A 23,866-nucleotide genomic window follows, 5' to 3' on the forward strand; every position below is an offset into this window, starting at 1 on the left:
CTGCTGTGGCAGACTGGGCCGGATGGCCCCCATGCTACCGGCGCCCGGATCCGGCCGGATGAGCCTCACCGCGGTGATGCCCGGCTGCCTCGCCGCCCTGGCGGAGGAGGAGTCGGAGGCCGGACTCCCGCCCGTCGACCGGGCGGTCGTCGTCCTCGTCGACGGCCTCGGCTCCGCCGCCCTCCGGGCCCGGGCAGGACACGCCCGCCACCTCGTGCAGGGCTGGCGGAAGAAGGACGTCGTGGACGTGGGCTTCCCCACCACCACGGCCGCCAGCATCACCTCGCTCACGACCGGCGTCCGTGCCGGGGAGCACGGCCTGGTCGGCTACAGCGCGCTGGATCCCCAGCACGACCGCGTCCTCAAGCTGCTGTCCGGATGGGACGCCCGCAGCGTGCCGGAGGAGTGGCAGCCGACGCCGACCGTCTTCGAGCGCGCGGTGGCGGCGGGCGTCCCCGCCTTCGTCGTGGGGTCCGCCCGCTACTCGGGATCCGGGTTCTCGCGGGCGGCGCTGCGCGGGGCGACCTACGTCGCGGCCGAGTCGATCGCCGAGCGCTTCGCCACCACGCGCGCGCTGATGGACCGGGAGCCGCGAGCGCTGGTCTACCTGTACGTCCCCGAGCTCGACCAGGCCGCCCACTCGCACGGCTGGGAGTCGGACCGCTGGCTCCGCGGCCTCGAGGAGCTCGACCATGCCGCGGGTCCGTTCCTCGACCGCCTCGGGCCTCGCGAGGGCGCGCTGATCACGGCCGACCACGGCATCGTCGACGTTCCCGCCGGATCCCAGGTGCTGTTCGACCGGGTGCCGGAGCTGGTCGCGGGCGTCCGCCACGTCGCCGGGGAGCCGCGCTGCCTGCACCTGCACCTCGAACGTGGCCTGGACGCCGACGCCCTGGCCGACGCCTGGCGCGCCTCGGAGGGGACCCGCGCCCACGTGGCCACGCGCGCGGAGGCGATCGCCGCCGACTGGTACGGACCGGTCCGGGACGGCGTGGCGGCGCGGATCGGCGACGTCGTCGTCGCGACGCGCTCGCTCATCGCGTACTACGACGGCCGCCCGCGGGACCAGGGCGCCCGTCGCATGATCGGCCAGCACGGGTCGTTCTCGGACGAGGAGCGCCTGGTGCCCCTCATCCGCGCCGGCGCCTTCGCCCGCGGCTGAGCCCCGGGACGGAGGAGGCCGGACCGCCGCGAGGGCGATCCGGCCGATCCCGCTGCGGCTCAGGCCAGGTGGTCGTCGTCGCTGCGCGCGCCGAACACGATCTCGTCCCAGCTCGGCATCGCGGTGCGTCCGCGTCGGCCGGACGGCTTGCCGGAGCCACGGGCCTCGCCCGAGCCGGGGGTGCGCAGGCCCTCGTCCTCGCTGTCGTCCCGCGGGCGGTCGCGGCCCGTGTCGACGCGGCCGATGCCGGGGATCACCGCGGAGCGCAGCGGCGGCACGGAGCGCTGGCCGCCGCGCGGGCGGGACAGCGACTCGTCGCGCCGGGCGGCGGGAGCGGGGGACGGCGCGTCCTCCGCGATCTCGTCGCCCTCGTCCTCGCGCGGCACGGACTCCCGCTCGCCGCGGCGGCGGCGGAGCGCCTCCAGCAGGTCGGCGGTCTCGTTGAGCTCGACCTGCGCGACGCGCGCCGGCTGCTGCGTCCCCGCGGGGTGGTTGCCCTGGCGCCCGAGGTGCGAGACGGACGCGCCCTCGTCGCGCCGGGGCGCCTCCCACGGCTGGGGAGCGGTGTCCTGCGCGATCGACGCGGTGGGCTCGGGCAGGCGGAAGGCGCCGCTGTCGAAGCGCGTGACGCCGTCCTCCTCGTGCGTGTCCGCGGCCTCCGGCGGCAGCGCGCGGAGACGGGGGATCAGCGCGCCGCGGATCTCGCCCTGCTGCGAGAGCGTGATGGCCTCGTTGTTGGCGGGGGAGAGCGCGTGCTTCTTGGGGTCGTAGGACCAGCGCGCGTCGTGGTCGATCTCCTCGCTGGTGAAGGCGACCTTGACGATCCAGCCGCCCAGCTGCTCCTTCCAGCTGCTCCAGCGCACGTCCTGGGCGCCGAGCGACTCGAGGCGCTCCTCGATGACCTGGCCGAACAGCGTGCCCTGCCCCATCGGGTCGACCTCGATGGCGGTGTGCACGGGGACCTTCATCGCGCTGCGCACGACGTGCTCGCGCTCGGCCACGACGGGTCCCTCGAACTTGCGGACGTACTCGACGGACGCGCCGGTCTCCCGCGCGACGTCCTCGGCGCTCATGCCCTGGCGGATGAACGACTGGATGATCCGCGGCGCGGCCTTCCGCGTCTGGCCGGCGTCGGCGGACTGGCGGCGCAGGGCGGAGCGGAAGGCGTCGTCCATCACGAGACGGTGCCGTTCACCGCCCGCGGCCTCGACGACGAGGGCGCCGTCCTCGACTCCGACGATCTTCAGATCCTGCATGTGTTCCACGCCTCTCGCGCTCACTGGACGATTCACGATGACACGACTCGACCCCTCTTCCGGGGAATACGCGTGGCGCGCCGCGACTTGGGTCCGACGAGAGCGCCGGGAGGCGGGATCTGCAGGCCCCCGACGCAGGTTGTTCGTGCGCAAACGGTGTACCGTGTGAGTCCGCATCCGCGGCCCGGGGACGGGCCGGCTCCCCGCATCCAAACCGCCGATCAGGTGCCCCGAGAGGGGCCCTCTGACGGTTTGCTATCCGGATGCGATTCATGCAAACTGTGCCCGCCGATTCCGTTCGGCGGTTATTCGAGAAGTGGACAGGAATGGCAACTGATTACGACGCCCCGCGCAAGACGGAGGACGACTCCGACTCGATCGAGGCTCTGAAGGAGCGCGTCCCGGACCGCATGTCCGGGGTCGTGGACGTCGACGATGCCGACAATCCCGGGAGCTTCGACCTCGCCGGAGCCGACCTCTCCGACCTCGAGCTCGAGACGGTGGTGCTCCCGCCGCAGGCCGACGAGTTCACCTGCGTGAGCTGCTTCCTCGTGAAGCACCGCTCGCAGATCGACCACCAGGAGAAGCTCGGGCCCATCTGCCAGGAGTGCGCCGCCTAGGGCGACGCCGGGCGAGAGCCCCTAGAGGCCCCGCGCCTCACCGCACGTCATGATCGCCGCGATCCCCGGATCGCGGCGATCAGTCGTTCCGGGGTCCGCGTGGAGATCAGCCAGTACGGAGCGGGATCCGCCTCGTCGAGGACGGGCACCCGCACGACCGGATCCACCCAGCCGCGGATGACGAGGTACGCCCTCGCGTGCAGCCGCGTGCCGCGCTCGGCCGTGGCCTCCGCGGCCCGGAACCCCTCGGGCTCGCCGAGCTGGTCGACGTCGATCGACGCGCGCCCCGCCCGCAGCCGCCCGTCCACCACCTCGACGACCGGGCTCGTGAGCACCAGCGTCGCGACGACGCCCGCGTAGAGCACGATCGCGACGACCACCCCGGCCAGCACGCTGATGGGGAGGAACACGAGAAGGCTCGCGGGGATGACGAGGGCGGTGGCGACGAAGAGCCAGGGAGCCGGCCACAGCCGCTCCCGGTAGGGGGACGCTTGCATGCGTCCATTCGATCAGATTCCTGCACTAGCCTTCGACCGTGCCCGATCCCGTCGACGTCCTCATCGCGGGCGACGCCCCGATCCCGGCCTACGCGCACCCCGGCGACGCGGGTGCCGACCTCGTGAGCGCGGAGTCCGTGCGGCTCGAGCCCGGCCAGCGCGCCACGGTCGGCACGGGCGTCTCGATCGCCCTGCCCGCCGGCTACGCCGCGTTCGTCCTGCCCCGCAGCGGCCTGGCCGCGCGGCACGGCATCACCATCGTGAACGCGCCCGGCACCGTCGACGCCGGCTACCGCGGCGAGATCCGCGTGACCCTCCTCAACACCGACGCCGAGGCCGCGTACGATGTCGCGGTCGGCGACCGCATCGCGCAGGTCGTCGTCATGCCGGTCAGCCGGGTGCGATTCGTGCCCGTCGAGAAGCTGCCCGGGAGCCACCGCGGCTCGGGGGGCTTCGGCTCCACGGGCACCGGCGCCCTCCCCGCCCGAGACCCAGGAGACCTGACATGATCGACGAGAACGCGAACCAGCCGGACGACGCCGCCGTCGCGGACGACGCCGAGCACGTCCTGGACGCCAAGTCCGCCCCCGACGACCGGGCCGACGAGGGTCCGCTCGATGAGACCGAGGCGAACCCCGTCCGCCCCTACGTGGACCTCGGCGGGATCAAGATCCTGCCCCGCGAGGGCCTCCACCTCCGCCTCGAGGTCGCCGAGGGCACGCAGCAGGTCGTCGCCGTCGGCCTCGACTTCGCCGAGTCGAGCCTCCAGGTGCAGCCGTTCGCGGCGCCCCGCTCGAGCGGGCTGTGGCACGAGATCAGGACCACGATCGGGGAGCAGATCCAGCGGCAGGGCGGCACCACGCGCCTGGCCGACGGGCCGTTCGGTCCGGAGCTCCACGCCGTCATCCCGGTCGTGCAGCAGGCCGGCCAGCCCGCCGCCCCCACGCGCGACGCCCGCTTCATCGGGGTGGACGGCCCGCGCTGGTTCCTCCGCGGCGTCATCACCGGCCGCGCCGTGTCGGACCCCGAGGCCGCGGCCGCCGTCGAGGACCTGTTCCGCAGCGTCGTCGTCGTGCGCGGATCCTCGCCCATGCCCCCGCGCGACCTCATCCCGCTGAAGATGCCCGCCGCCCAGGTCGGCACCACGCCGGGCGCGGCTCCGGCCGGCGAGAGCCCGGCCCCCGCGCTGGGCTCCTGACCATGTCGGGGGAGCGGCCGGACGAGGACGACCCCGCTCCCGGCCCCGAGCCGCGCGCATCGGCGCCCGCCCCGGGTGAGGCGCTCGGCGCGAGCATGGCCCAGGCGGCCGAGCGCGCGGGCCTCGGGCAGGCGGCGCGCGGCGAGACGATGACCCCGGCGGCCCTCCTCAGCGCGATGGGCGGCGTGCGCGGCGTGCTCGAGGCGATCGTCCCCGGGCTCCTCTTCCTGGTCGCGTTCACCCTGACGCGCGACATCGTGCTCTCGGTCGCGGTGCCCGTCGTCGTGGCCGTCGTCGCCGTCATCGCGCGCCTCGTGCAGCGGTCGGCCGTCGCACCCGCGGTGGGCGGCCTCGTCGGCATCCTCATCTCGGCCGCCCTGGCGCTCCGGTCGGGGGAGGGCCGCGACTTCTACGCGCTCGGCCTCTGGACGAACGGCGCGTACTTCGCGGTGCTCCTGGTCTCGGTCGTGGTCGGCTGGCCGCTCGTCGGCGTCGCCGTCGGCTTCCTCATGGGCGACGGCACGGCATGGCGGCAGGACCGCAGGAAGGCCAGGGCCCTCCGCCTCCTCACGCTGGTCTGGGTCGGCTTCTTCGCGCTCCGCCTGGCGGTGCAGCTCCCGCTCTACCTCGCGGACGCGATCGACGCCCTCGGCGTCGCGCGCCTGGTGATGGGGACCCCCCTCTACGGCGTGCTCCTCGTGCTGTCGTGGCTCTTCGTCCGCGCCGTGTACGCGAAGGACCCGGCCGCGCCCGTCTCCGACTGAGGACGGTCCGCGCCGCCCTCGTGTGGCGGCGGGATCCGCGCGCCGCGCCGCCGCCGCTGGATCGCGATGGTAGATTCATCTCGACGTCGAGATACATCGGCGCCGTCCCGCCTCGTGCCGGGCGCCCGATCAGGGTCGCCTTACTGGACCCGGCCGCAGCGGGCGACCAAGATCGGATGACGGGCGGAATCGACTTCCGCGCCCATCCAGCGAGGGAAGAGGGCCACGTGTCTGCAATCAACAGCTTCGGCGCGAAGGACACACTCCGCGTCGGGGAGACCGACTACGAGATCTACCGCATCGACACCGTGGCGGGCCACGAGCGTCTCCCGTTCAGCCTCAAGGTGCTGCTGGAGAACCTCCTCCGCACCGAGGACGGCAAGAACGTCACCGGCAGCCAGATCAGCGCCCTCGGCGACTGGGCTCCGCAGGCCGAGCCCGACACCGAGATCCAGTTCACGCCCGCGCGCGTCGTGATGCAGGACTTCACCGGCGTGCCCTGCATCGTCGACCTGGCCACCATGCGCGAGGCCGTCGGCGAGCTGGGCGGCGACCCGACCAGGATCAACCCGCTGGCACCCGCGGAGCTCGTCATCGACCACTCGGTCATCGCCGACCTCTTCGGCTCCGAGGACGCGCTCGAGCGCAACGTCGACATCGAGTACGAGCGCAACGGCGAGCGGTACCAGTTCCTCCGCTGGGGCCAGACGGCGTTCGAGGACTTCAAGGTCGTCCCGCCGGGCACCGGCATCGTCCACCAGGTCAACATCGAGCACCTCGCGCGCGTCACCATGACCCGCGAGGTCGGCGGCACCCTGCAGGCGTACCCCGACACGTGCGTCGGCACCGACTCGCACACCACCATGGTCAACGGCCTGGGCGTGCTCGGCTGGGGCGTCGGCGGGATCGAGGCGGAGGCGGCCATGCTCGGCCAGCCCGTCTCGATGCTGATCCCCAAGGTCGTCGGCTTCAAGCTCTCGGGCGAGATCCCCACGGGCGTCACCGCGACCGACGTCGTGCTCACGATCACGCAGATGCTGCGCCAGCACGGCGTCGTCGGCAAGTTCGTCGAGTTCTACGGCACGGGCGTCGGCGCCGTCCCGCTCGCCAACCGCGCCACCATCGGCAACATGAGCCCCGAGTTCGGGTCGACCGCCGCCGTCTTCCCCATCGACGACGTCACCCTCGAGTACCTGCGCCTCACCGGCCGCAGCGAGGAGCAGGTCGCGCTGGTCGAGGCGTACGCCAAGGAGCAGAAGCTCTGGCACGACGCGGACGTCGAGCCCGCGTTCAGCGAGTACCTGGAGCTGGACCTCTCCACCGTCGTCCCCTCCATCGCCGGCCCGAAGCGCCCGCAGGACCGCATCGAGCTGACCGACGCGAAGTCGCAGTTCGAGCGCGACCTCAACGACTACGCGCGGGTGGACCACGACATCGTCGACCTCACCACCTCCATGAGCTTCCCGGCGTCCGACCCGGGCGAGCTGCAGCCCGAGGACGAGCACTCGACGCACGAGACGCACCACGCCTCGAACAGCCCCGCCAGCGTCACCAAGCCCACGCGCGTCACCCTCGATGACGGCCGGGACTTCACGCTCGACCACGGCGCGGTCGCCATCGCCGCCATCACGTCGTGCACCAACACCTCGAACCCCTCGGTCATGCTCGCGGCCGGGCTCCTCGCCCGCAACGCCAGCGAGAAGGGCCTGAAGGCCAAGCCGTGGGTGAAGACCACGCTGGCCCCCGGGTCCAAGGTCGTCACCGACTACTACGACAAGTCGGGCCTCACCACGTACCTCGAGGACCTCGGCTTCTACACGGTCGGCTACGGCTGCACCACCTGCATCGGCAACTCGGGCCCGCTGCTCGACGAGATCTCCACCGCGGTGCAGGACAACGACCTCGCCGTGACGGCCGTCCTCTCGGGCAACCGCAACTTCGAGGGCCGGATCAACCCGGACGTCAAGATGAACTACCTCGCGAGCCCGCCGCTCGTCATCGCGTACGCGCTGGCCGGGTCGATGAACTTCGACTTCGACTCCGACGCGCTCGGCACCGACCCCGAGGGCAACGACGTGTTCCTCAAGGACATCTGGCCCGACGCGGCCGAGGTCCAGTCGACGATCGACAGCTCCATCGACACGGGCATGTTCACGCACCAGTACGCCGGCGTCTTCGACGGCGACGACAGGTGGCGCTCGCTGCCCACCCCCACGGGCGCGACGTTCGAGTGGGACGCGGAGTCCACCTACGTTCGCAAGCCCCCGTACTTCGAGGGGCTGACCATGGAGATCACGCCGGTCTCCGACATCGAGGGCGCCCGCGTCCTGGCGAAGCTCGGCGACTCGGTCACGACCGACCACATCAGCCCGGCCGGATCCATCAAGGCGGACAGCCCCGCTGGCCACTACCTGGACGCCCACGGCGTCGGGCGGAAGGACTACAACTCCTACGGCTCGCGTCGCGGCAACCACGAGGTCATGATCCGCGGCACGTTCGCGAACATCCGCCTGCGCAACCAGCTGCTCGACGGCGTCGAGGGCGGCTACACGCGCGACTTCACGCAGGAGGGCGGCCCGCAGTCGTTCATCTACGACGCGTCCGAGAACTACCAGGCCGCCGGCACGCCGCTCGTGATCCTGGGCGGCAAGGAGTACGGCTCCGGCTCGTCGCGCGACTGGGCGGCGAAGGGCACGAGCCTCCTCGGCGTCAAGGCCGTCATCACCGAGAGCTTCGAGCGGATCCACCGCTCGAACCTCATCGGCATGGGCGTCGTCCCGCTGCAGTTCCCGGCGGGGGAGACCTGGGCGTCGCTCGGGCTCGACGGCACCGAGGAGATCAGCATCTCCGGGCTCGAGGAGCTGAACTCGGGCACGACGCCGCGCACCGTGCACGTGGTCGCGGCACCCACCGCCGACTCCGCCGCGGGCAAGCAGACGGTCGAGTTCGACGCGGTCGTGCGCATCGACACCCCCGGCGAGGCGGACTACTACCGCAACGGCGGGATCCTGCAGTACGTGCTGCGCAGCCTGGTCGCGTAACAGCAACCTGAGGAGGCCGGGCGGCGACGCCCGGCCTCCTTCGTGCATGCAGGGCCCTGCGTACACTCGATGAGGCGGGCGTCGTTCCATGACGCCCGATGGAAGGCGGTCAGCATGGGAATCCTCGAGACGATCACGGGACCCCGGGACCTCGACCGGCTGAGCCGGGAGCAGATGCTCGAGCTCGCCGCGGAGATCCGGCAGTTCCTCGTCGCGGAGGTCTCCAAGACGGGCGGTCACCTCGGGCCGAACCTCGGCGTCGTCGAGACCACGCTCGCGATCCACCGGGTGTTCGACTCCCCGAAGGACCCCATCGTCTTCGACACCGGCCACCAGTCTTACGTGCACAAGCTGCTCACGGGCCGGCAGGACTTCTCGCGTCTCCGGGAGTCCGGCGGCCTGGCCGGCTACCCGCAGCGGGCGGAGTCCGAGCACGACATCGTCGAGAGCTCGCACGCGTCCAGCTCGCTGAGCTGGGCGGACGGGATCTCGCGCGCATTCGGGATCACGGGCCAGACCGACCGGCACGTCGTGGCGGTGGTGGGCGACGGCGCCCTCACCGGCGGCATGACCTGGGAGGCGCTCAACAACATCTCCGACGACAACACGCGGAAGCTGATCATCGTCGTCAACGACAACGGCCGCTCCTACGCGCCGACCATCGGCGGCATGGCGCGGTTCCTCAACACCGTCCGCACGCGTCGCACCTACCGCGGCCTCTACGAGACGAGCCAGCGCGTGTTCGGCGTCTTCGGCGCGCCGGGGGACAGCCTCTACCGGGGCCTCCGCGGCGGCCTCCACGGCTTCCTCACGCGCGTCACCGACAACGAGGCGCTCTACTCCAACCTCGACATCAAGTACCTGGGTCCCATCGACGGGCACGACCAGCAGGCCATGGAGGAGGCGCTCGAGCAGGCGCGCGACTACGGCGCTCCCGTCATCGTCCACGCCATCACCGAGAAGGGCCGCGGCTACGAGCCCGCCCGCCGGGACGTGGCCGACCAGTTCCACGCGGTCGGGCAGATCGACCCCGAGACGGGCGAGCCCATCGACCCGTCGCAGGCCGTGAGCTGGACGAGCGTCTTCGCCGACGAGATCCTGGCCCTCGCGGACGAGGACCCCCGGATCGTCGGCATCACGGCCGCCATGCTCCGCCCGGTGGGCCTCCACCGGTTCGCGGAGAAGCACCCCGACCGCGTGCACGACGTCGGCATCGCGGAGCAGCACGCCGTGACGAGCGCCGCGGGCCTCGCCTACGGCGGCCTGCACCCGGTCGTCGCGCTCTACGCCACCTTCGTGAACCGCGCGTTCGACCAGGTGCTCATGGACGTGGCGCTGCACCGCGCCGGCGTGACCTTCGTGCTGGACCGCGCGGGCGTCACGGGTCCCGACGGTCCGAGCCACCACGGGATGTGGGACCTGGCCCTGCTGCAGATCGTGCCCCACATCCGCCTGAGCGCCCCGCGCGACGCGACCCGTCTCCGCGAGGAGCTGGGCGAGGCCGTGAAGGTCGACGACGCACCCACGGTGGTCCGCTTCTCCAAGGGCAGCGTCGGGGACGAGATCGAGGCGGTGCGTCGCCTGGACGACGGCGTCGACGTGCTGCACGAGTCGGCGTCGCAGGACGTGCTCATCGTCACGGTGGGGCCCATGGCCTCCATGGGCATCGAGGTCGCCGAGCGCCTCGCCGCGCAGGGCATCGGCGCCACGGTGGTGGATCCCCGATGGGTCGTGCCCGTGCCGCGCAGCGTCGTGGAGCTCGGCCGCGCACACCGTCTCGTCGTGACCATCGAGGACGGCGTGGTGGTCGGCGGGATCGGCACGCGCATCCGCCAGGACCTCCGCGAGGCCGGGATCGACACCGGCGTGACGGAGCTGGGCCTGCCGGATGAGTTCCTCGACCACGGCACGCGTTCGGAGATCCTGGAGCGCGTGGGCCTCACCCCCCAGCACATCGCGCGCGACGTCGTCGCGCAGGTGCTCGGCAGCCGCGTGCCGTCGGCCCGCCCGCTGCCGGAGGAGGAGGGGGAGCGCGTCTCCATCCGCGCCGAGGACGACGAGCAGGCGTAGCCGGCAGACGACGAAGGGCCCGGCCGTGACGGCCGGGCCCTTCGCCGTGCGGTCCCGCGCTAGGCGACGCCGCGGATCGGCGGGTGGTGGAACGTGTCGCCGAAGGCCCGGTCGCTCGCCCCGACGCGGTCGAGGTAGGGCGTCAGGCCGCCCATCTGGAACGGGTACCCCGCACCGAGGATGAGGCACAGGTCGATGTCCTCGGCCGCGTGCACGACGTCGTCCTCGAGCATGCGGTGCACCTCGTCGGCGAGGCCCGTCTCGACGCGCTCGCGGATCTGCTCGGCGGTCATCGGATCGCTGCCGCCCTTCACGATGCGCACGGCCTCCTTGTCGAAGCCCGTGGGGCGGCCCTTGGAGTCGCGCGCGTAGATGCGTCCGAGATCCGCGAGCCGGTGGAGGTTCGGGCTCTCGAAGAAGCGGTCGGGGAACGCCGCGTGGTGCGTGTCGAGCACGTGCGCGCCGACCTTGAGGCCCACGAGCTCGAGCAGCTCGAACGGCGTCATCGGCAGGCCGAACGGCGCGAGCGAGCGGTCGACGACCTCGAAGGGCGTCCCCGTGTCGACCGCGTGCATGGCCTCGCCCAGCACCTTCGCGAGGATCCGGTTGACCACGAAGCCCGGGGTGTCCCGCGTGATGACGGCGTTCTTCTTGAGCTTCCGCGCGACCTGCATCGCCGTCGACAGCGTCTCGTCGGTGGTCTGCGGGGTGCGCACGACCTCGATGAGCGGCATGACCGCGACCGGGTTGAAGAAGTGGAAGCCCACCACGCGCTCCGGGTGCTGGAGGCGCTCGGCGATGCGCTCGACCGAGAGGCTCGAGGTGTTGGTGGCGAGGATCGCGGTCTCGGAGACGTGCCGCTCGATCTCGGCGAAGACCTCCTGCTTGACGCCCAGCTCCTCGAACACGGCCTCGATGACCCAGTCCGCGTCGGCGAAGTCGGCCTTGTCGGTCGTGCCCGTGACCAGCGCCGTGAGCCGGTTGGCCTCGTCGGGCGAGACGCGCCCCTTCTCGGCCAGCTTCCGGATCTCCCCGTGGATCCCGGCGACGCCAGCGTCGACGCGCGCCTGGTCGAGGTCCGTGATGACGACGGGCACCTGGAGGCGCCGGACGAACAGCAGCGCGAACTGCGACGCCATGAGGCCGGCCCCGACGACGCCGACCTTGGTGACCGGCCGCGCGAGGTCCTTGTCCGGCGCTCCCGCGGGGCGCTTCGCGCGCTTCTGCACGAGGTCGAACGCGTAGATGCTCGCGCGGAACTGGTCCCCGGAGATGAGGTCCGCGAGGGCCTCGTCCTCGGCGGCGAAGCCCTCCTCGCGCGTGCTCCGCTTCGCGGCCTGCAGGAGGTCGAGCGCGCGGTACGGCGAGAGCGCGACCGTGCCGATCCGCTGCTCGAGCGACCTGCGGGCGATGCCGATGGCGACGTCCCACTTCGCGAGGCGCTCGAGGCGGCCGGGCGCGTTCGGGCGCTTGACCTCGATCGCGCCGGAGATGACGCCGTCGGCCCAGCGGATCGACTGCTCGAGGAACGACGCGGACGGGAACGACGCGTCGGCGATGCCGAGGTCCATGACGTCCGAGGCCTTGAGCGTGCGGTTGTTCTTGAGCGGGTTCTCGATGATCACCTTGAGGGCGTTCTCGATGCCGATGAGGTTCGGGAGCAGCCACGCGCCGCCCCAGCCGGGGATGATGCCGAGGAAGACCTCGGGCAGCGCGACGGCGGGGACGGACTCGTCGACCGTGCGGTAGTCGGAGTTCAGCCCGATCTCGAGCCCGCCGCCGAGGGCGAGCCCGTTGATGAACGTGAACGACGGCACCCCGAGGCGGTGCAGCCGGCCGAGGGTGTCGTGGCCGAGCTGCGCCATCTGGCGGCCGACCTCGCGGCTGGGGATCTCGCCGACCTTGCTGAGGTCCGCGCCCGCCGCGAGGATGAACGGCTTGCCGGTGATCGCGACGCCGCGGATCTCCCCGGCGGCCGCCCGCGCGGCGAGGCGGTCGAGCGCATCGGCGAGCTCGAGGAGCGTGGCCGGACCGAGGGTGGACGGCCGGGTGTGGTCCCGCCCGTTGTCGAGCGTGACGAGCGCGAGCACCCCGCCCGAGGGCAGCGGCACGTCGCGGACGAACGAGTGGGTGACGACCTCGTCGGGATCGAGCGCCACGAGCTCCCGGAAGCGGCTGGTGTCGGTCACTTGTTCCTCTTCCTCTTGCCGGTGTAGTGCGGGTTCTCCCAGATGACGCTGCCGCCCTGGCCGAGGCCGACGCACATCGCCGTGAGGCCGTAGCGGACCTCGGGGTGCTGCTCGAACTGGCGCGCCAGCTGGTTCATCAGCCGGACGCCGCTGGAGGCCAGCGGGTGGCCGACGGCGATGGCGCCGCCGTACTCGTTGACGCGCGGGTCGGCGTCGTCGATGCCGAAGTGGTCCAGGAGGCTGAGCACCTGGATGGCGAAGGCCTCGTTGAGCTCGAAGAGCCCGATGTCGTCGATCGTGAGGCCGGCCTTGCGGAGCGCCTTCTCGGTGCTCGGGACGGGTCCGATGCCCATGATCTCGGGCTCGACGCCGGCGAACGCGAAGGACACCAGGGTCATCTTGGGGGCGAGGCCCAGCTCCTTCACGGCGTCGCCGCTCGCGAGCAGGGCGGCGGTCGCGCCGTCGTTGAGGCCCGACGAGTTGCCCGCGGTCACCCGCCCGTGCGGACGGAACGGGGTCCGGAGGCCGGCGAGGCCCTCGAGCGTTGTCTCGGGGCGCATCGCCTCGTCGCGCGTCGCCATGCCCCAGCCCTGGTCGGAGCGGGTGGCGACGGGCACGAGGTCCGGCTGGATGTTCCCGGCCGCGTAGGCGAGCGCCGTCTTCTGCTGGCTGGCGAGGGCGTACCGGTCGGCGCGCTCGCGGGTGAGCGCGGGGAAGCGGTCGTGGATCCGCTCGGCCGTGTTGCCCATGTTGAGCGCGTCCTGGCTGACGAGGCGCTCCGCGAGGAAGCGCGGGTTCGGATCCGCGTCGAAGCCCATCGGGTGCCGGCCCATGTGCTCGACGCCGCCCGCGATCGCGAGGTCGTAGGCGCCGAAGGCGATGCCGCCCGCGGTGGCCGTGACGCTCGTCATGGCGCCGGCGCACATCCGGTCGATGGCGAAGCCGGGGACGGAGCGCGGGAGCCCGGCCAGCAGGGCAGCCGTGCGGCCGAGGGTGAGGCCCTGGTCGCCGGTCTGCGTCGTGGCCGCGATGGCGACCTCGTCGATCCGGTCCTTGGGCACCTGGGGGTTCCGCTCGAGCAGGCCGATCATGGCCTTCACCACGAGATCGTCGGCGCGGGTCCGCCAGTACATGCCCTTCTCACCCGCTCGTCCGAACGGGGTGCGGACCCCGTCCACGAAATGGACTTCGGCTCTCTCGACCACTGACGCCTCCTCGCATCGATTTCCCCCACCCTAGGGAGAGGCCGGTGGCGAGCCGAATCCGTTGACTGTTCCTACGAGGCCCCGTCGTCGGTCGCGTCGTCGGCTTGGTCCGCATCGACAAAGGCCGCCGCCACCGGCACGGCCGTGGCCTCGATCTGCCACGGGCGCGCACCCCACGACTCCAGGGCCACGGCGACGGCCTCGGGGGAGAGCTCCGCGGGAGGCGTCCAGGCGACGCGACGCAGCACCTCGGGGGTCAGCAGGTTCTCCTGCGGCACGGCCATCGTGGTCGCGACCTCCTGCACGGCGACGCGGGCGCGCTTGAGGCGCCGGTCGGCGGCGGGATCCTTGTCGGCCCAGGCCTTCGGCGGCGGCATCGTCTCGCCCGTGCCGCGGAGCTGCGGGAACTCCGTCGCGGCGAGACCGCGCTCGACGGCGGCCCACCAGCGGTCGATCTCGCTGCGGCTCGCGCGTCCCGAGAACTCCCGGACGGCCGCGAGGTCGCGCTTGGTCTGCGGCAGGACGCGCGCGACGGCCACGAGGGATCCGTCGGGGACGAGGCGGCCGGGGCTCGTGTCGACCTCACGGGCGTACGCGTCGCGGGCCTCCCACAGCTCCTTGGCGACCGCGAGGTTGCGGCCGCCGCGCACGCCGTGCAGGCCGCTGAGCCGACGCCACGGCTCCACCCGCGCGGGCTTCGCCTCCTTGGCGATGGTCGCGGCGAACTCCTGCTCGGCGATGGCGGTCTTGCCCTGCTCCTCGAGCCGGCGGGCGATCTCGTCGCGCACGTCGACGAGCAGCTCCACGTCGAGCGCGGCGTAGACGAGCCAGGCGCGGGGGAGCGGACGGGTCGACCAGTCGGCGGCCGAGTGCTCCTTGGCGAGGTGGATCCCGAGCAGCTCCTCGACCACGGTGCCGAGGCCGACGCGGGGGAGGCCCAGCAGGCGGGAGGCGAGCTCGGTGTCGAAGATGCGCTGCGGGTCGAGGCCGACCTCGCGGAGGCAGGCGAGGTCCTGGCTGGCGGCGTGCAGCACCCACTCGACGTCGCGGATCACCTCGTCGAGCTCCGCGAACGAGCCGACGGCCGGCGGGTCGAACAGGAACGTGCCGGCGCCGCGGCGGAACACCTGGATGAGGTAGGCGCGCTGGCTGTAGCGGAAGCCCGAGGCGCGCTCGGCGTCGACGGCGATGGGGCCCGTGCCCTGCGCGATCGCCTCGACGGCGCGGAGGTACCCCTCCCGCGTGTCGATGACGGTGAGATCCCCCGTGGCCGCGGCCTCGCGGAGGGCGGGCCTGTCGGGGGCGGCGTCCGCGGACGGCGCTGCCGCTGCCGCCTCGGGCGCGCGCGCGGGCCGTCGAGCGGACCGTGCCGCACGTCGCCCCTCGTCCGCGGGAGCGTCGACCGCTGCTGCGCCGGGTGCCGGGGCGACGGCATCCGCGTCGGGCGCCCCCCGCCGGGTGCGGGTGCGGGTGCGTGCCGTCACGGCGTCCGTGGCGGTGGATCCCGGCACGTCGGAGAACAGCGACGCGCCCATGGCCGGTCGTTCGAGACCGCTCACGGGAGTCGGACGTCGCGCGCCGGTCGCGTCGGGGTCGGGGGTGTCGGACGGGGCGTTCACGTCCGGGTGCGTCGCGCTGATAGCAGTGTCACTCCTTCGCCCGCGGGAGGCAGTCCGGCGAGCATGCACAGTAGTTCCCCCCAGCCTTCCACATGGGCGGTCACGTCGGAGTCCGCGGGCGTCCACGAGGCGCGCAGCTCGATCTTGGCGCCGCTGCCCTGGCGGGCCAGCTCGCCGTAGCCGGTGGAGATGATCCGGGTGGCGGTGCCCGACGGCGCCGAGTACCGGGCGCCGCGCGATGCGAGGCCGTCGACGAGCCAGGACCACGCGACGTCGGCGAGGAACGGATCCGTGCCCATGTCCGTCTCGAGCGGAGCCTGCGCGAAGCAGACGATGCGGAAGGCGCCTCCCCAGGCGTCCGGCTCCTCGGGGTCGTGCAGCAGGATGAAGCGGCCGGTGCCGAGCTCGGAGTCGGACGCATGACCGGACGGCGACACGTCGGCGGCGAGCGCCACGGCGTAGGGGGCCAGGTTGTTGGACGGCGACGGGATCTCGGTCAGCACGAGCTCGGACCGCGTCGTGGCACGCCGCAGCGCGTCCAGCGCCGCGCGGAACTCGGGCGGATCCTCGGCGCTGTCACGGGTTTCTACCACGTGTGCAGACTATGGTCCGTCGCTGCCGCCGCCGGGAGCCACGCCGCGGCGGGGCCGTCGGACGGCCCGCGGTGACGGCACGACCAGGCGCTCAGCCCCGCCGGACCGCCCAGCGCGCGTACATGCGGTGGTCGTCGTCCACGAGCAGCTGGTCGAGCCGCATCGAGGCCTGGACGCCGGAGCCCGCGGGCACGAGCGGCGTCAGCGGCGTCACGAGATCGGGCGAGGTGGTGAGGCACAGCTCGTCGACGCGACCCGCGGCCAGGAGCGAGGCGGCGAGCGCGGGCCCGCCCTCGCAGACCACGCCGGTGAGCCCGCGGGCGCGGAGGGCGTCGACGACGACGTCGCCTCCCAAGCGTCCGTCGGCGGCGGCGCCCAGCGGCACGGACACGATCTCGGCGGGGACGCCGGCGAGCGTCGCGACGGCGCGGTCGCGTGCCTCCGGCGGGCAGAGGACGAGGAGGCGGCCGGCGGAGGCATCCGGGTCGAAGCGGTGCCCCTCCAGGTCGCCCGACGACGTCGCCACGGCCAGGGGGGTGCGCCGGGGGAGGACGTAGCGTTCGGCGCGCACCGTGCCGGCGCCCACGAGCACGACGTCGGCGACCTCGCGGATGACGCCGAGGATCCGGCGGTCGACGACGCTGCTCAGGCTGTCGGACGACCCGTCGGCGCCGATGACGCTGCCGTCCACCGACGCCACGAAGTTCAGGCGGACGTGGTCGGCGGACGCCGGGCGGTACAGGTCCTCCAGCCACTCCCGGGAGCCGTCGTCGTCGAGGCCGCGCGACGCGTCCCCGTCGCCTGCCCCGGGCACGGGGAGGACCCGCGTGATCCTCATCCCGCGAGCCGCTCGCGCACCTGCCGCTTGACCCGGCCGAGCATCGCCGTCATCCCGCGCATGCGCAGAGGCGACACGGCGGCGTCGAGCCCGATCGTGGACGGGTAGTCGTCCGGGACCGCGAGCACGTCGTCGGCCGGGAGCCCGTCGAGGCCCTGCGCGAGGATCGACGCGAACCCGCGGCTCGTCGGCGCCTCGGCGGGTGCCTGCGCGTGCACGTGCACGTCGCCGTCGACGACCTCGACGAACATGAACACGGGCGACTGGCACTCCTCCACCCGCTCCAGCAGGTCCGGGTGCTCGGCGTACCGCTCGGGCAGCGCGGGCAGCTCGTTGCTGAAGTCGAGCAGGAGGAGGAGCCGGTCGCGCTGCTCGAGCGCGAGGAAGTCGTCGCGGATCTCGGCGAGCGCCGCGGGCAGCTCGGGGGATCCGGTCATCGGGCGGGCAGCTCCCCGGGCTCCGTGCCCTGCACGATGGGGACGCGCACGGCGGAGCCCCACTCGGTCCACGACCCGTCGTAGTTGCGGACGCCCTCGAAGCCGAGCAGGTGCGTGAGCACGAACCACGTGTGGCTGGAGCGCTCGCCGATGCGGCAGAGGACGACGACGTCGTCGCCGTCGCCGAGGCCCGCGCCCTCGCGGTACACCGCGTCGAGCTCGGCGCGGGTCTTGAAGGAACCGTCCTCGGCCGCGGCCTTGGCCCACGGCACGTTCCGCGACGTGGGGATGTGGCCGGCGCGGAGCGAGCCCTCCTCGGGGTAGGCGGGCGCGGTCGTGCGCTGGCCCGTGTACTCCTCCGGACTGCGGACGTCGATGAGCGGGTTGCCGAGGTGCGCGAGGACGTCGTCCTTGAACGCGCGGATCTCCTCGTCGCGGCGCTCGACGACCGGGTACTCGGCGGGGGCGACCTCGGGCTGGTCCGTGGTGACCGGGCGGCCCTCGGCGATCCACTTGTCGCGGCCGCCGTCGAGCAGGCGGACGTCCTCGTGGCCGAAGAGCGTGAACACCCAGAGGGCGTAGGCGGCCCACCAGTTGCTCTTGTCCCCGTAGATGACGACCGTGCTGTCGCGCGCGATGCCGCGCTCGGACATCAGCTGGGCGAAGCGCTCGCCGTCGACGTAGTCGCGCTGCACGGGGTCGTTGAGGTCGGTGTGCCAGTCGAGCTTCACCGCGCCGGGGATGTGGCCGGTCTCGTAGAGCAGCACGTCCTCGTCGGACTCGACGACCACGAGGCCGGGGGTGAGCGCGCCGTCCGCGAGGCGCTCCTGGAGCCAGTCGCCGCTGACGAGGCGCTCCGGGTGGGCGTACTCGGCGAACCTGGGGGTGGTGTCCGGCTCGACGGCCATGGGGCTCTCCTGATCTCGCGGCCGCGGGGGCCGCGCTGGGTGGGACGCGGATTAGTCTGGTGGGTGTCCCGCGGGCGCTGAGCGCCGCGCGTCGACCACCCTCAACGGTAACGGTTCGCGCTGCGCGGGACCTTCCCGATCCCGCCACATGACAGCCGGAGACCCACCTGTGACGAACGCCGAGCTCGGATCCGGGAGAGACGACGCGCGGGGCGCGGGGCCCGGCGCCCTCGTCGGGCGCTCGCCGAGCATCACGGGAGCGGAGATCGCGGCGCACCTCGTGCCGCCGCGGCAGTTCGACGAGGCGCGCTTCGACACGTACCGACCCGACCCCGACTACGACACCCAGGCCCAGGCGGTCGATCTCCTCCGGGCGTTCTCGGGCGACCGCGCCGGATCCCGCGGCGGTCTCTTCTCCCGGAGGAAGGCACCGGCCCCGAAGCCCGGCGTCTACCTCGACGGCGGGTTCGGCGTCGGCAAGACGCACCTCCTCGCGTCGCTCTGGCACGCCATGCCGACACCCAAGTACTTCGGCACCTTCATCGAGTACACGGCGCTCGTGGGGGCGCTCGGCTACCAGGGCGCCGTCGGGATCCTCCGGGGCGCGACGCTCGTGGCCATCGACGAGTTCGAGCTCGACGACCCGGGCGACACGATGATGATGACGCGCCTCCTGTCCGACCTCGTGGCCGACGGCACGCGCATCGCCGCCACCAGCAACACGCCGCCGAACGCCCTGGGGGAGGGGCGCTTCGCCGCGGCCGACTTCCTGCGCGAGATCCAGGCCATGAGCGACCGGTTCGACACCGTCCGCATCGACGGGCTCGACTACCGCCGCCGCGCCTCCGAGGGCCACGCGGTCACGGTGGGCGCCGACGAGCTCGACGCGCGCGCCGACGCCGCGCAGGCCGGCGGCCTCTCCGTGACGCTGGACGGCTTCCCCGAGCTGGTCGCGCACCTCTCCCGCCTGCACCCCTCCAAGTACGTCAAGGTCATCGAGGGCGTCGACGCGATCGCGCTCCGCGACGTGACCCAGCTGCAGGGCCAGACCGACGCGCTCCGCTTCGTCGCGTTCGTCGACCGGGTCTACGACGCGCAGATCCCGCTGCTCGCGTCGGGCACGCCGTTCGACGAGGCGTTCTCGGCCGAGATGCTCGCCGGCGGCTACCGCAAGAAGTACCTTCGGGCGATCTCGCGGCTCATCTCGCTCACCGCGGCCGGGCGCGACCTCTAGCCCACGGCGCTCCGCCGTGCCTGGATCGGGCGTCCTCGCGGGCATCCCCGCCGCCCGCGGAAACACGATGTTCACACCAGCGCGGCCCGTGTAACGCGCCCGAAACACGTCCGGCGAGCCGGCGAAACCTCGTCCCCGGACACTGGACGCGTACCCGGCATCCGGCTCGCGCCGAACCTCCCGACCACACGGGCGGCAGCTCGCCTTCGTCCGGTCCGACCCCTGCACGACCTACGAGAGGTGAAACACCATGGATCAAGGCAACACCGCCTTCCTCCTGATCGCCGCGGCGCTGGTCCTCCTGATGACGCCGGGTCTGGCGTTCTTCTACGGCGGACTCGTCAAGGCCAAGAGCGTCATCAGCATGATGATGATGAGCTTCGGGGCCATGGGCCTCATCGGGCTCCTCTGGGTGCTCTACGGCTACGCGGTCACGTTCGGGAACGGCCCCGACGGCGCCGCGGGCAACCCGCGCTTCGTGGGCATCGACGGCGTCCTCGGCATCGACCTCGGCCAGCTCGGCCTCGGCGACGCGTACACCGCCGCCCTCGGCGAGCAGACGAGCGCCTACCCGACGCTCGCGTTCGCCGCCTTCCAGGCCACGTTCGCGATCATCACCGTCGCCCTCATCAGCGGCGCCATCGCCGACCGCGCCAAGTTCGGCGCGTGGATGGTCTTCGCGGGCATCTGGGCCACGGTCGTCTACTTCCCCGTCGCCAGCTGGGTCTTCAACTTCACGGTCGCCGACGGATCCACGGTCGACGGCGGATGGATCGCCTACAACGTCGGCGCCATCGACTTCGCGGGAGGCACGGCCGTCCACATCAACGCCGGTGCCGCCGCGCTCGCCCTGTCGCTCGTCCTCGGCAAGCGCGTCGGGTTCGCCAAGGGCATGCACGTGCCGCACAACCCGCCGTTCGTGCTCCTCGGCGCCGGGCTCCTCTGGTTCGGCTGGTTCGGCTTCAACGCGGGCTCGGAGCTCGCGGCCGACGGCATCGCCGCCATCGCGTTCCTCAACACCATCGCGGCCCCCGCCGCGGCCATCCTCGGCTGGCTCGTGGTCGAGAAGATCCGCGACGGGAAGCCCACCTCGGTGGGTGCGGCCTCCGGCGCGGTCGCGGGCCTCGTCGCCATCACCCCGGCCTGCGCCGCGCTCTCGCCGACCTGGGCGATCGTGCTGGGCCTCGTGGCCGGCGCCGTCTGCGCCGTCGCGATCGAGCTGAAGTTCAAGCTCGGCTTCGACGACTCGCTCGACGTGGTGGGCATCCACCTCATCGGCGGCCTGATCGGCACGCTGTACATCGGCTTCTTCGCCACGGACGTCGGCCTCGTGTACTCGGGCTCGCTCGAGCAGCTCGGCAAGCAGGCCCTGGCCGCCTTCGCGGTGCTGATCTACTCGTTCGTCCTCTCGTACGTCATCGGCACGATCATCCAGAAGACCATGGGCTTCCGGGTGAAGAACGAGGACGAGATCGCGGGCATCGACACGATCGTCCACGGCGAGGAGGGCTACGTGCTGGAGACCTCCGGCCGCTGACCCGCTCGACCGGTCGACCACGACGGGCGCCGCACCTCGCGAGAGGGCGGCGCCCGTTCGTCGTGCCACGGACGCGGGATCGGGCCCGATCCGCGTGTTCGCGCTCCGCGGAGCGGCCGTCTCCGCACGACCCTGGCGTGCGGGCCGGGCGTACGGTGGAGGGACGCGGTGAGGTGCGCACGACGGCACCTCCCGCCCTCCGTGACCATCGAGACGAAGAAGACGAGAGCACATGGCATCCCCCCTCATCACCCTGAACAACGGCGTCACCATCCCGCAGCTGGGCTTCGGCGTCTTCCAGACCCCTCCGGCCGAGACGCAGCAGGCCGTCGAGCGCGCCTTCGAGGCCGGCTACCGCCACATCGACACCGCAGCCGGCTACTACAACGAGGAGGGCGTGGGCGCCGCCATCAAGGCGACGGGCATCCCGCGCGAGGAGCTGTTCATCACCACCAAGCTCCGCAACGGCGACCAGGGCGCGGACAGCGCGCGGACCGCCTTCGAGGACAGCCGCCGGAAGCTCGGCGTCGACGCGGTGGACCTCTACCTCATCCACTGGCCCTACCCGAAGCACGGCCTGTACGTCGAGACCTGGAAGACGTTCGAGGCGCTGCACGCCGAGGGCCTCATCCGCGCGATCGGCGTGTCCAACTTCCTCCCGGAGCACCTGGAGAAGCTGGCCGCCGAGACCGACGTCGTCCCCGCCGTGAACCAGATCGAGGTGCACCCGACGTTCCAGCAGCACGACCTCTCCACCTTCTCGGTGGAGCGCGGCATCGAGGTCGAGGCCTACAGCCCCCTCGGCCAGGGCGCCGACCTGGAGTCGGAGATCGTCACGCGCCTCGCGAAGGAGCACGACGCCACCCCCGCGCAGATCGTCCTCGCCTGGCACCTCGCGCAGGGCCGCATCGTGATCCCCAAGTCGGTCACGCCGGAGCGCATCGTCCAGAACTTCCAGGCCATCGAGGTCGAGCTCTCGGTCGAGGAGCTCGCCGAGATCGACACCCTCGAGTCCGGCACGCGCCTCGGCGCCGACCCGGCGACGGCGGACTTCACGCAGTTCCCGTCCTGATCCACCCGCCGGCACGCCGGCACCGCGACGCCCGCCCGGCTCCCGCCGAGGCGGGCGTCGTCGCGTCCGCGCCACCCGCCCGCCGCCGCCCTCCCGCAGACCTCGCACGTCGGGCGCGGAGCCGGAGGGGCTAGCGTGAGCCACACGACGCTCCCTCAAGCCGGAGGCCGAGCCTCGGTCCCGCTCGGAGCGCGGCCCATCGTCAGGAGCACCGTGACCGATCCCACCCTCCCGCACGCCCGCCTCGCCGACGCGCTCAGCTCGGTGTCGGAGCGCATCGACACGTCCGTCGACGCGAGCTGGGACGGGCTGACCGGAGTCCAGATCCTCATCCTCCGTCGGCTCTCGGGCACCGAGCGCATGGACCGCGCCTCGCTCGCGCTCGACACCCGGACCGCCCGCGCCGCGACGGTGCCGAGCCTCGCGTCGCTCATGCAGAAGGGCTTCGTGCTCGAGTCCGACGACGCGGCCGGGTCCTACCTGCACCTCTCCGACGGGGGACGGGCTCTCCTCCACGGCGTCCGCGCGGCACGCGCCGAGTGGCTCGAGGAGGCGGCGCAGCGCGCGCAGCCACCCGTGCACGGCGACGACCTCCTGCGCGCGGCGGCGCTGCTGGAGCACCTCGGCGGCACGGAGCGCATCTGAGCGCGCACGACGCCGACGACGACGGGCGCGCCCACGAGCTGGTCGCGCGTCTGCGGGCCGCCGGCTGCGTCTTCGCGGAGGAGGAGGCCGCGCTGCTCCTCGCGGAGGCGACGGACCGCCACCCGGACGCGGACCCGCGCGACCACGGCGCCGCACGCGCGGCGGAGCTCGAGGCGATGACGGCGGCGCGCGTCGCGGGGGAGCCCCTCGAGACCGTGCTCGGCTGGGCGGCGTTCGCCGGGCGGCGGATCATCGTGCGGCCCGGGGTCTTCGTGCCGCGCCGCCGCACCGAACGGCTCGCTGGAGCGGCCGTCGCCGCGGCACGGGCGGCCGACGCCCCGGTCGTGGTCGACCTGTGCTGCGGATCGGGCGCCATCGCCGCCGTGCTCGCGGACGACGTGCCGGGCGCGGCCGTGCACGCGGCCGACGTGGATCCGGTCGCGGTCGCCTGCGCCGCGCGCAACCTCGTGCCGCGCGGCGTCGAGGTGCACCGCGGCGACCTGCTCGACGCCCTACCCGACCACCTGCGCGGCCGGATCGACGTCCTCGCCGCCAACGTCCCCTACGTGCCGCACGGCGAGCTCGACCTCATGCCGCCCGAGGCGCGCGTGCACGAGCCGGAGGCGACCCGCGACGGCGGATCCGACGGGCTCCAGGTGCTCCGACGCGTGGCGCAGGCCAGCGGCGCGTGGCTCGCGCCGGACGGGCTCCTCCTCGTCGAGGTCGCGGACGCGCAGCTCGATGCCGCCCTCGACACGCTCGCCGCCGCCGGCCTCGAGGCGCGAGCCGACCCGTCCGCCGCGGCGGCGGACGACGAGGACGACGAGGACGACGGCACCCGGGTCGTGATCGGCCGGCGTCGGCGCTGAGCGAACGGGCCCACGTCCCGCGCCCCGGTGATGCGCGAAGCGTCCGGGGATCGCCGCGGACGTCGTTGCCTCCTGTCCACAACCCGCTCGCCGCCCGGACGGTCCTCCCTAG

At 72.9% G+C, this 23,866-nt stretch carries 21 protein-coding genes; 12 read left to right on the forward strand and 9 right to left on the reverse strand.

Annotated elements, in window-relative coordinates; genetic code table 11:
• Positions 1-22: 22 nt before the first annotated feature.
• Positions 23-1,162, forward strand: a complete 1,140-nt coding sequence (locus BFL37_RS01850) for an alkaline phosphatase family protein (protein WP_086513472.1) — start codon at positions 23-25, stop codon at positions 1,160-1,162.
• Between the two features lie 59 nt (positions 1,163-1,221).
• On the opposite strand, the gene sepH is transcribed toward BFL37_RS01850, so the two are convergent.
• Positions 1,222-2,418 (reverse strand): septation protein SepH, encoded by a 1,197-nt coding sequence (sepH, locus tag BFL37_RS01855; protein WP_086513473.1) that lies wholly within the window; start codon positions 2,416-2,418, stop codon positions 1,222-1,224.
• 326 nt (positions 2,419-2,744) lie between these two features.
• Here sepH and BFL37_RS01860 point away from each other — a divergent pair, with 326 nt between their 5' ends.
• Positions 2,745-3,038: a DUF4193 domain-containing protein gene (locus tag BFL37_RS01860; protein WP_012038342.1), complete on the forward strand. Its 294-nt coding sequence runs from the start codon at positions 2,745-2,747 to the stop codon at positions 3,036-3,038.
• A 47-nt stretch (positions 3,039-3,085) separates the two neighbouring features.
• Here the strand turns inward: BFL37_RS01860 and BFL37_RS01865 are convergent, their stop codons facing one another.
• Positions 3,086-3,535 carry a DUF3093 domain-containing protein gene (locus tag BFL37_RS01865; RefSeq protein ID WP_086513474.1) on the reverse strand — a complete coding sequence of 150 codons (450 nt, stop codon included), beginning with the start codon at positions 3,533-3,535 and terminating at the stop codon, positions 3,086-3,088.
• Between the two features lie 38 nt (positions 3,536-3,573).
• Here BFL37_RS01865 and dut point away from each other — a divergent pair, with 38 nt between their 5' ends.
• From dut to dxs, 5 genes are all read left to right on the forward strand, one after another.
• Positions 3,574-4,044: a dUTP diphosphatase gene (dut, locus tag BFL37_RS01870; RefSeq protein ID WP_086513475.1), complete on the forward strand. Its 471-nt coding sequence runs from the start codon at positions 3,574-3,576 to the stop codon at positions 4,042-4,044.
• Complete coding sequence (locus BFL37_RS01875) at positions 4,041-4,733, forward strand: DUF3710 domain-containing protein (protein ID WP_086513476.1); 693 nt, start codon at positions 4,041-4,043, stop codon at positions 4,731-4,733. Before dut ends, BFL37_RS01875 begins: the two co-directional genes overlap by 4 nt.
• 2 nt (positions 4,734-4,735) lie before the next feature.
• Positions 4,736-5,497 (forward strand): DUF3159 domain-containing protein, encoded by a 762-nt coding sequence (locus BFL37_RS01880; protein WP_086513477.1) that lies wholly within the window; start codon positions 4,736-4,738, stop codon positions 5,495-5,497.
• A 227-nt stretch (positions 5,498-5,724) separates the two neighbouring features.
• Positions 5,725-8,538 carry an aconitate hydratase AcnA gene (acnA, locus tag BFL37_RS01885; protein WP_086513478.1) on the forward strand — a complete coding sequence of 938 codons (2,814 nt, stop codon included), beginning with the start codon at positions 5,725-5,727 and terminating at the stop codon, positions 8,536-8,538.
• Between the two features lie 114 nt (positions 8,539-8,652).
• On the forward strand, positions 8,653-10,608 hold the full coding sequence (gene dxs, locus BFL37_RS01890; protein WP_086513479.1) for a 1-deoxy-D-xylulose-5-phosphate synthase: 1,956 nt from the start codon (positions 8,653-8,655) through the stop codon (positions 10,606-10,608).
• 59 nt (positions 10,609-10,667) lie between these two features.
• On the opposite strand, the gene BFL37_RS01895 is transcribed toward dxs, so the two are convergent.
• The 7 genes from BFL37_RS01895 to BFL37_RS01925 form a co-directional block, all read right to left on the reverse strand.
• Positions 10,668-12,797 (reverse strand): 3-hydroxyacyl-CoA dehydrogenase NAD-binding domain-containing protein, encoded by a 2,130-nt coding sequence (locus BFL37_RS01895; protein ID WP_086513480.1) that lies wholly within the window; start codon positions 12,795-12,797, stop codon positions 10,668-10,670.
• On the reverse strand, positions 12,794-14,002 hold the full coding sequence (locus BFL37_RS01900; RefSeq protein ID WP_086513481.1) for a thiolase family protein: 1,209 nt from the start codon (positions 14,000-14,002) through the stop codon (positions 12,794-12,796). Before BFL37_RS01900 ends, BFL37_RS01895 begins: the two co-directional genes overlap by 4 nt.
• A gap of 71 nt (positions 14,003-14,073) precedes the next feature.
• On the reverse strand, positions 14,074-15,561 hold the full coding sequence (locus tag BFL37_RS01905; protein WP_241533811.1) for a ribonuclease D: 1,488 nt from the start codon (positions 15,559-15,561) through the stop codon (positions 14,074-14,076).
• A gap of 56 nt (positions 15,562-15,617) precedes the next feature.
• A complete protein-coding gene (locus BFL37_RS01910) occupies positions 15,618-16,214 on the reverse strand; it encodes a DUF3000 domain-containing protein (protein ID WP_086513482.1) in 597 nt (198 codons plus the stop codon).
• A gap of 91 nt (positions 16,215-16,305) precedes the next feature.
• Positions 16,306-17,052 carry a dihydrofolate reductase family protein gene (locus BFL37_RS01915; RefSeq protein WP_086513483.1) on the reverse strand — a complete coding sequence of 249 codons (747 nt, stop codon included), beginning with the start codon at positions 17,050-17,052 and terminating at the stop codon, positions 16,306-16,308.
• Complete coding sequence (locus BFL37_RS01920) at positions 17,049-17,489, reverse strand: SufE family protein (RefSeq protein WP_086513484.1); 441 nt, start codon at positions 17,487-17,489, stop codon at positions 17,049-17,051. Before BFL37_RS01920 ends, BFL37_RS01915 begins: the two co-directional genes overlap by 4 nt.
• A complete protein-coding gene (locus BFL37_RS01925) occupies positions 17,486-18,397 on the reverse strand; it encodes a sulfurtransferase (protein WP_086513485.1) in 912 nt (303 codons plus the stop codon). The genes BFL37_RS01920 and BFL37_RS01925 overlap by 4 nt, the downstream gene beginning before the upstream one ends.
• Positions 18,398-18,566: 169 nt before the next feature.
• On the opposite strand from BFL37_RS01925, the gene zapE reads away from it, so the two are divergent.
• The 5 genes from zapE (at position 18,567) to BFL37_RS01950 (ending at position 23,754) form a co-directional block, all read left to right on the forward strand.
• Positions 18,567-19,631 carry a cell division protein ZapE gene (zapE, locus tag BFL37_RS01930; RefSeq protein WP_086513486.1) on the forward strand — a complete coding sequence of 355 codons (1,065 nt, stop codon included), beginning with the start codon at positions 18,567-18,569 and terminating at the stop codon, positions 19,629-19,631.
• Positions 19,632-19,881: 250 nt separating this feature from the next.
• Complete coding sequence (locus BFL37_RS01935) at positions 19,882-21,168, forward strand: ammonium transporter (protein ID WP_086513487.1); 1,287 nt, start codon at positions 19,882-19,884, stop codon at positions 21,166-21,168.
• A gap of 232 nt (positions 21,169-21,400) precedes the next feature.
• Positions 21,401-22,240, forward strand: coding sequence for an aldo/keto reductase (locus BFL37_RS01940; protein WP_086513488.1), 840 nt, complete (start codon positions 21,401-21,403; stop codon positions 22,238-22,240).
• Positions 22,241-22,453: 213 nt separating this feature from the next.
• Positions 22,454-22,885, forward strand: a complete 432-nt coding sequence (locus BFL37_RS01945) for a MarR family transcriptional regulator (protein WP_086513489.1) — start codon at positions 22,454-22,456, stop codon at positions 22,883-22,885.
• A gap of 38 nt (positions 22,886-22,923) precedes the next feature.
• On the forward strand, positions 22,924-23,754 hold the full coding sequence (locus BFL37_RS01950) for a putative protein N(5)-glutamine methyltransferase (protein ID WP_086513607.1): 831 nt from the start codon (positions 22,924-22,926) through the stop codon (positions 23,752-23,754).
• Positions 23,755-23,866: the final 112 nt, after the last annotated feature.

Origin of the sequence: Clavibacter michiganensis, assembly GCF_002151125.1 — a bacterium.
Lineage (GTDB): Bacteria > Actinomycetota > Actinomycetes > Actinomycetales > Microbacteriaceae > Clavibacter > Clavibacter michiganensis_C.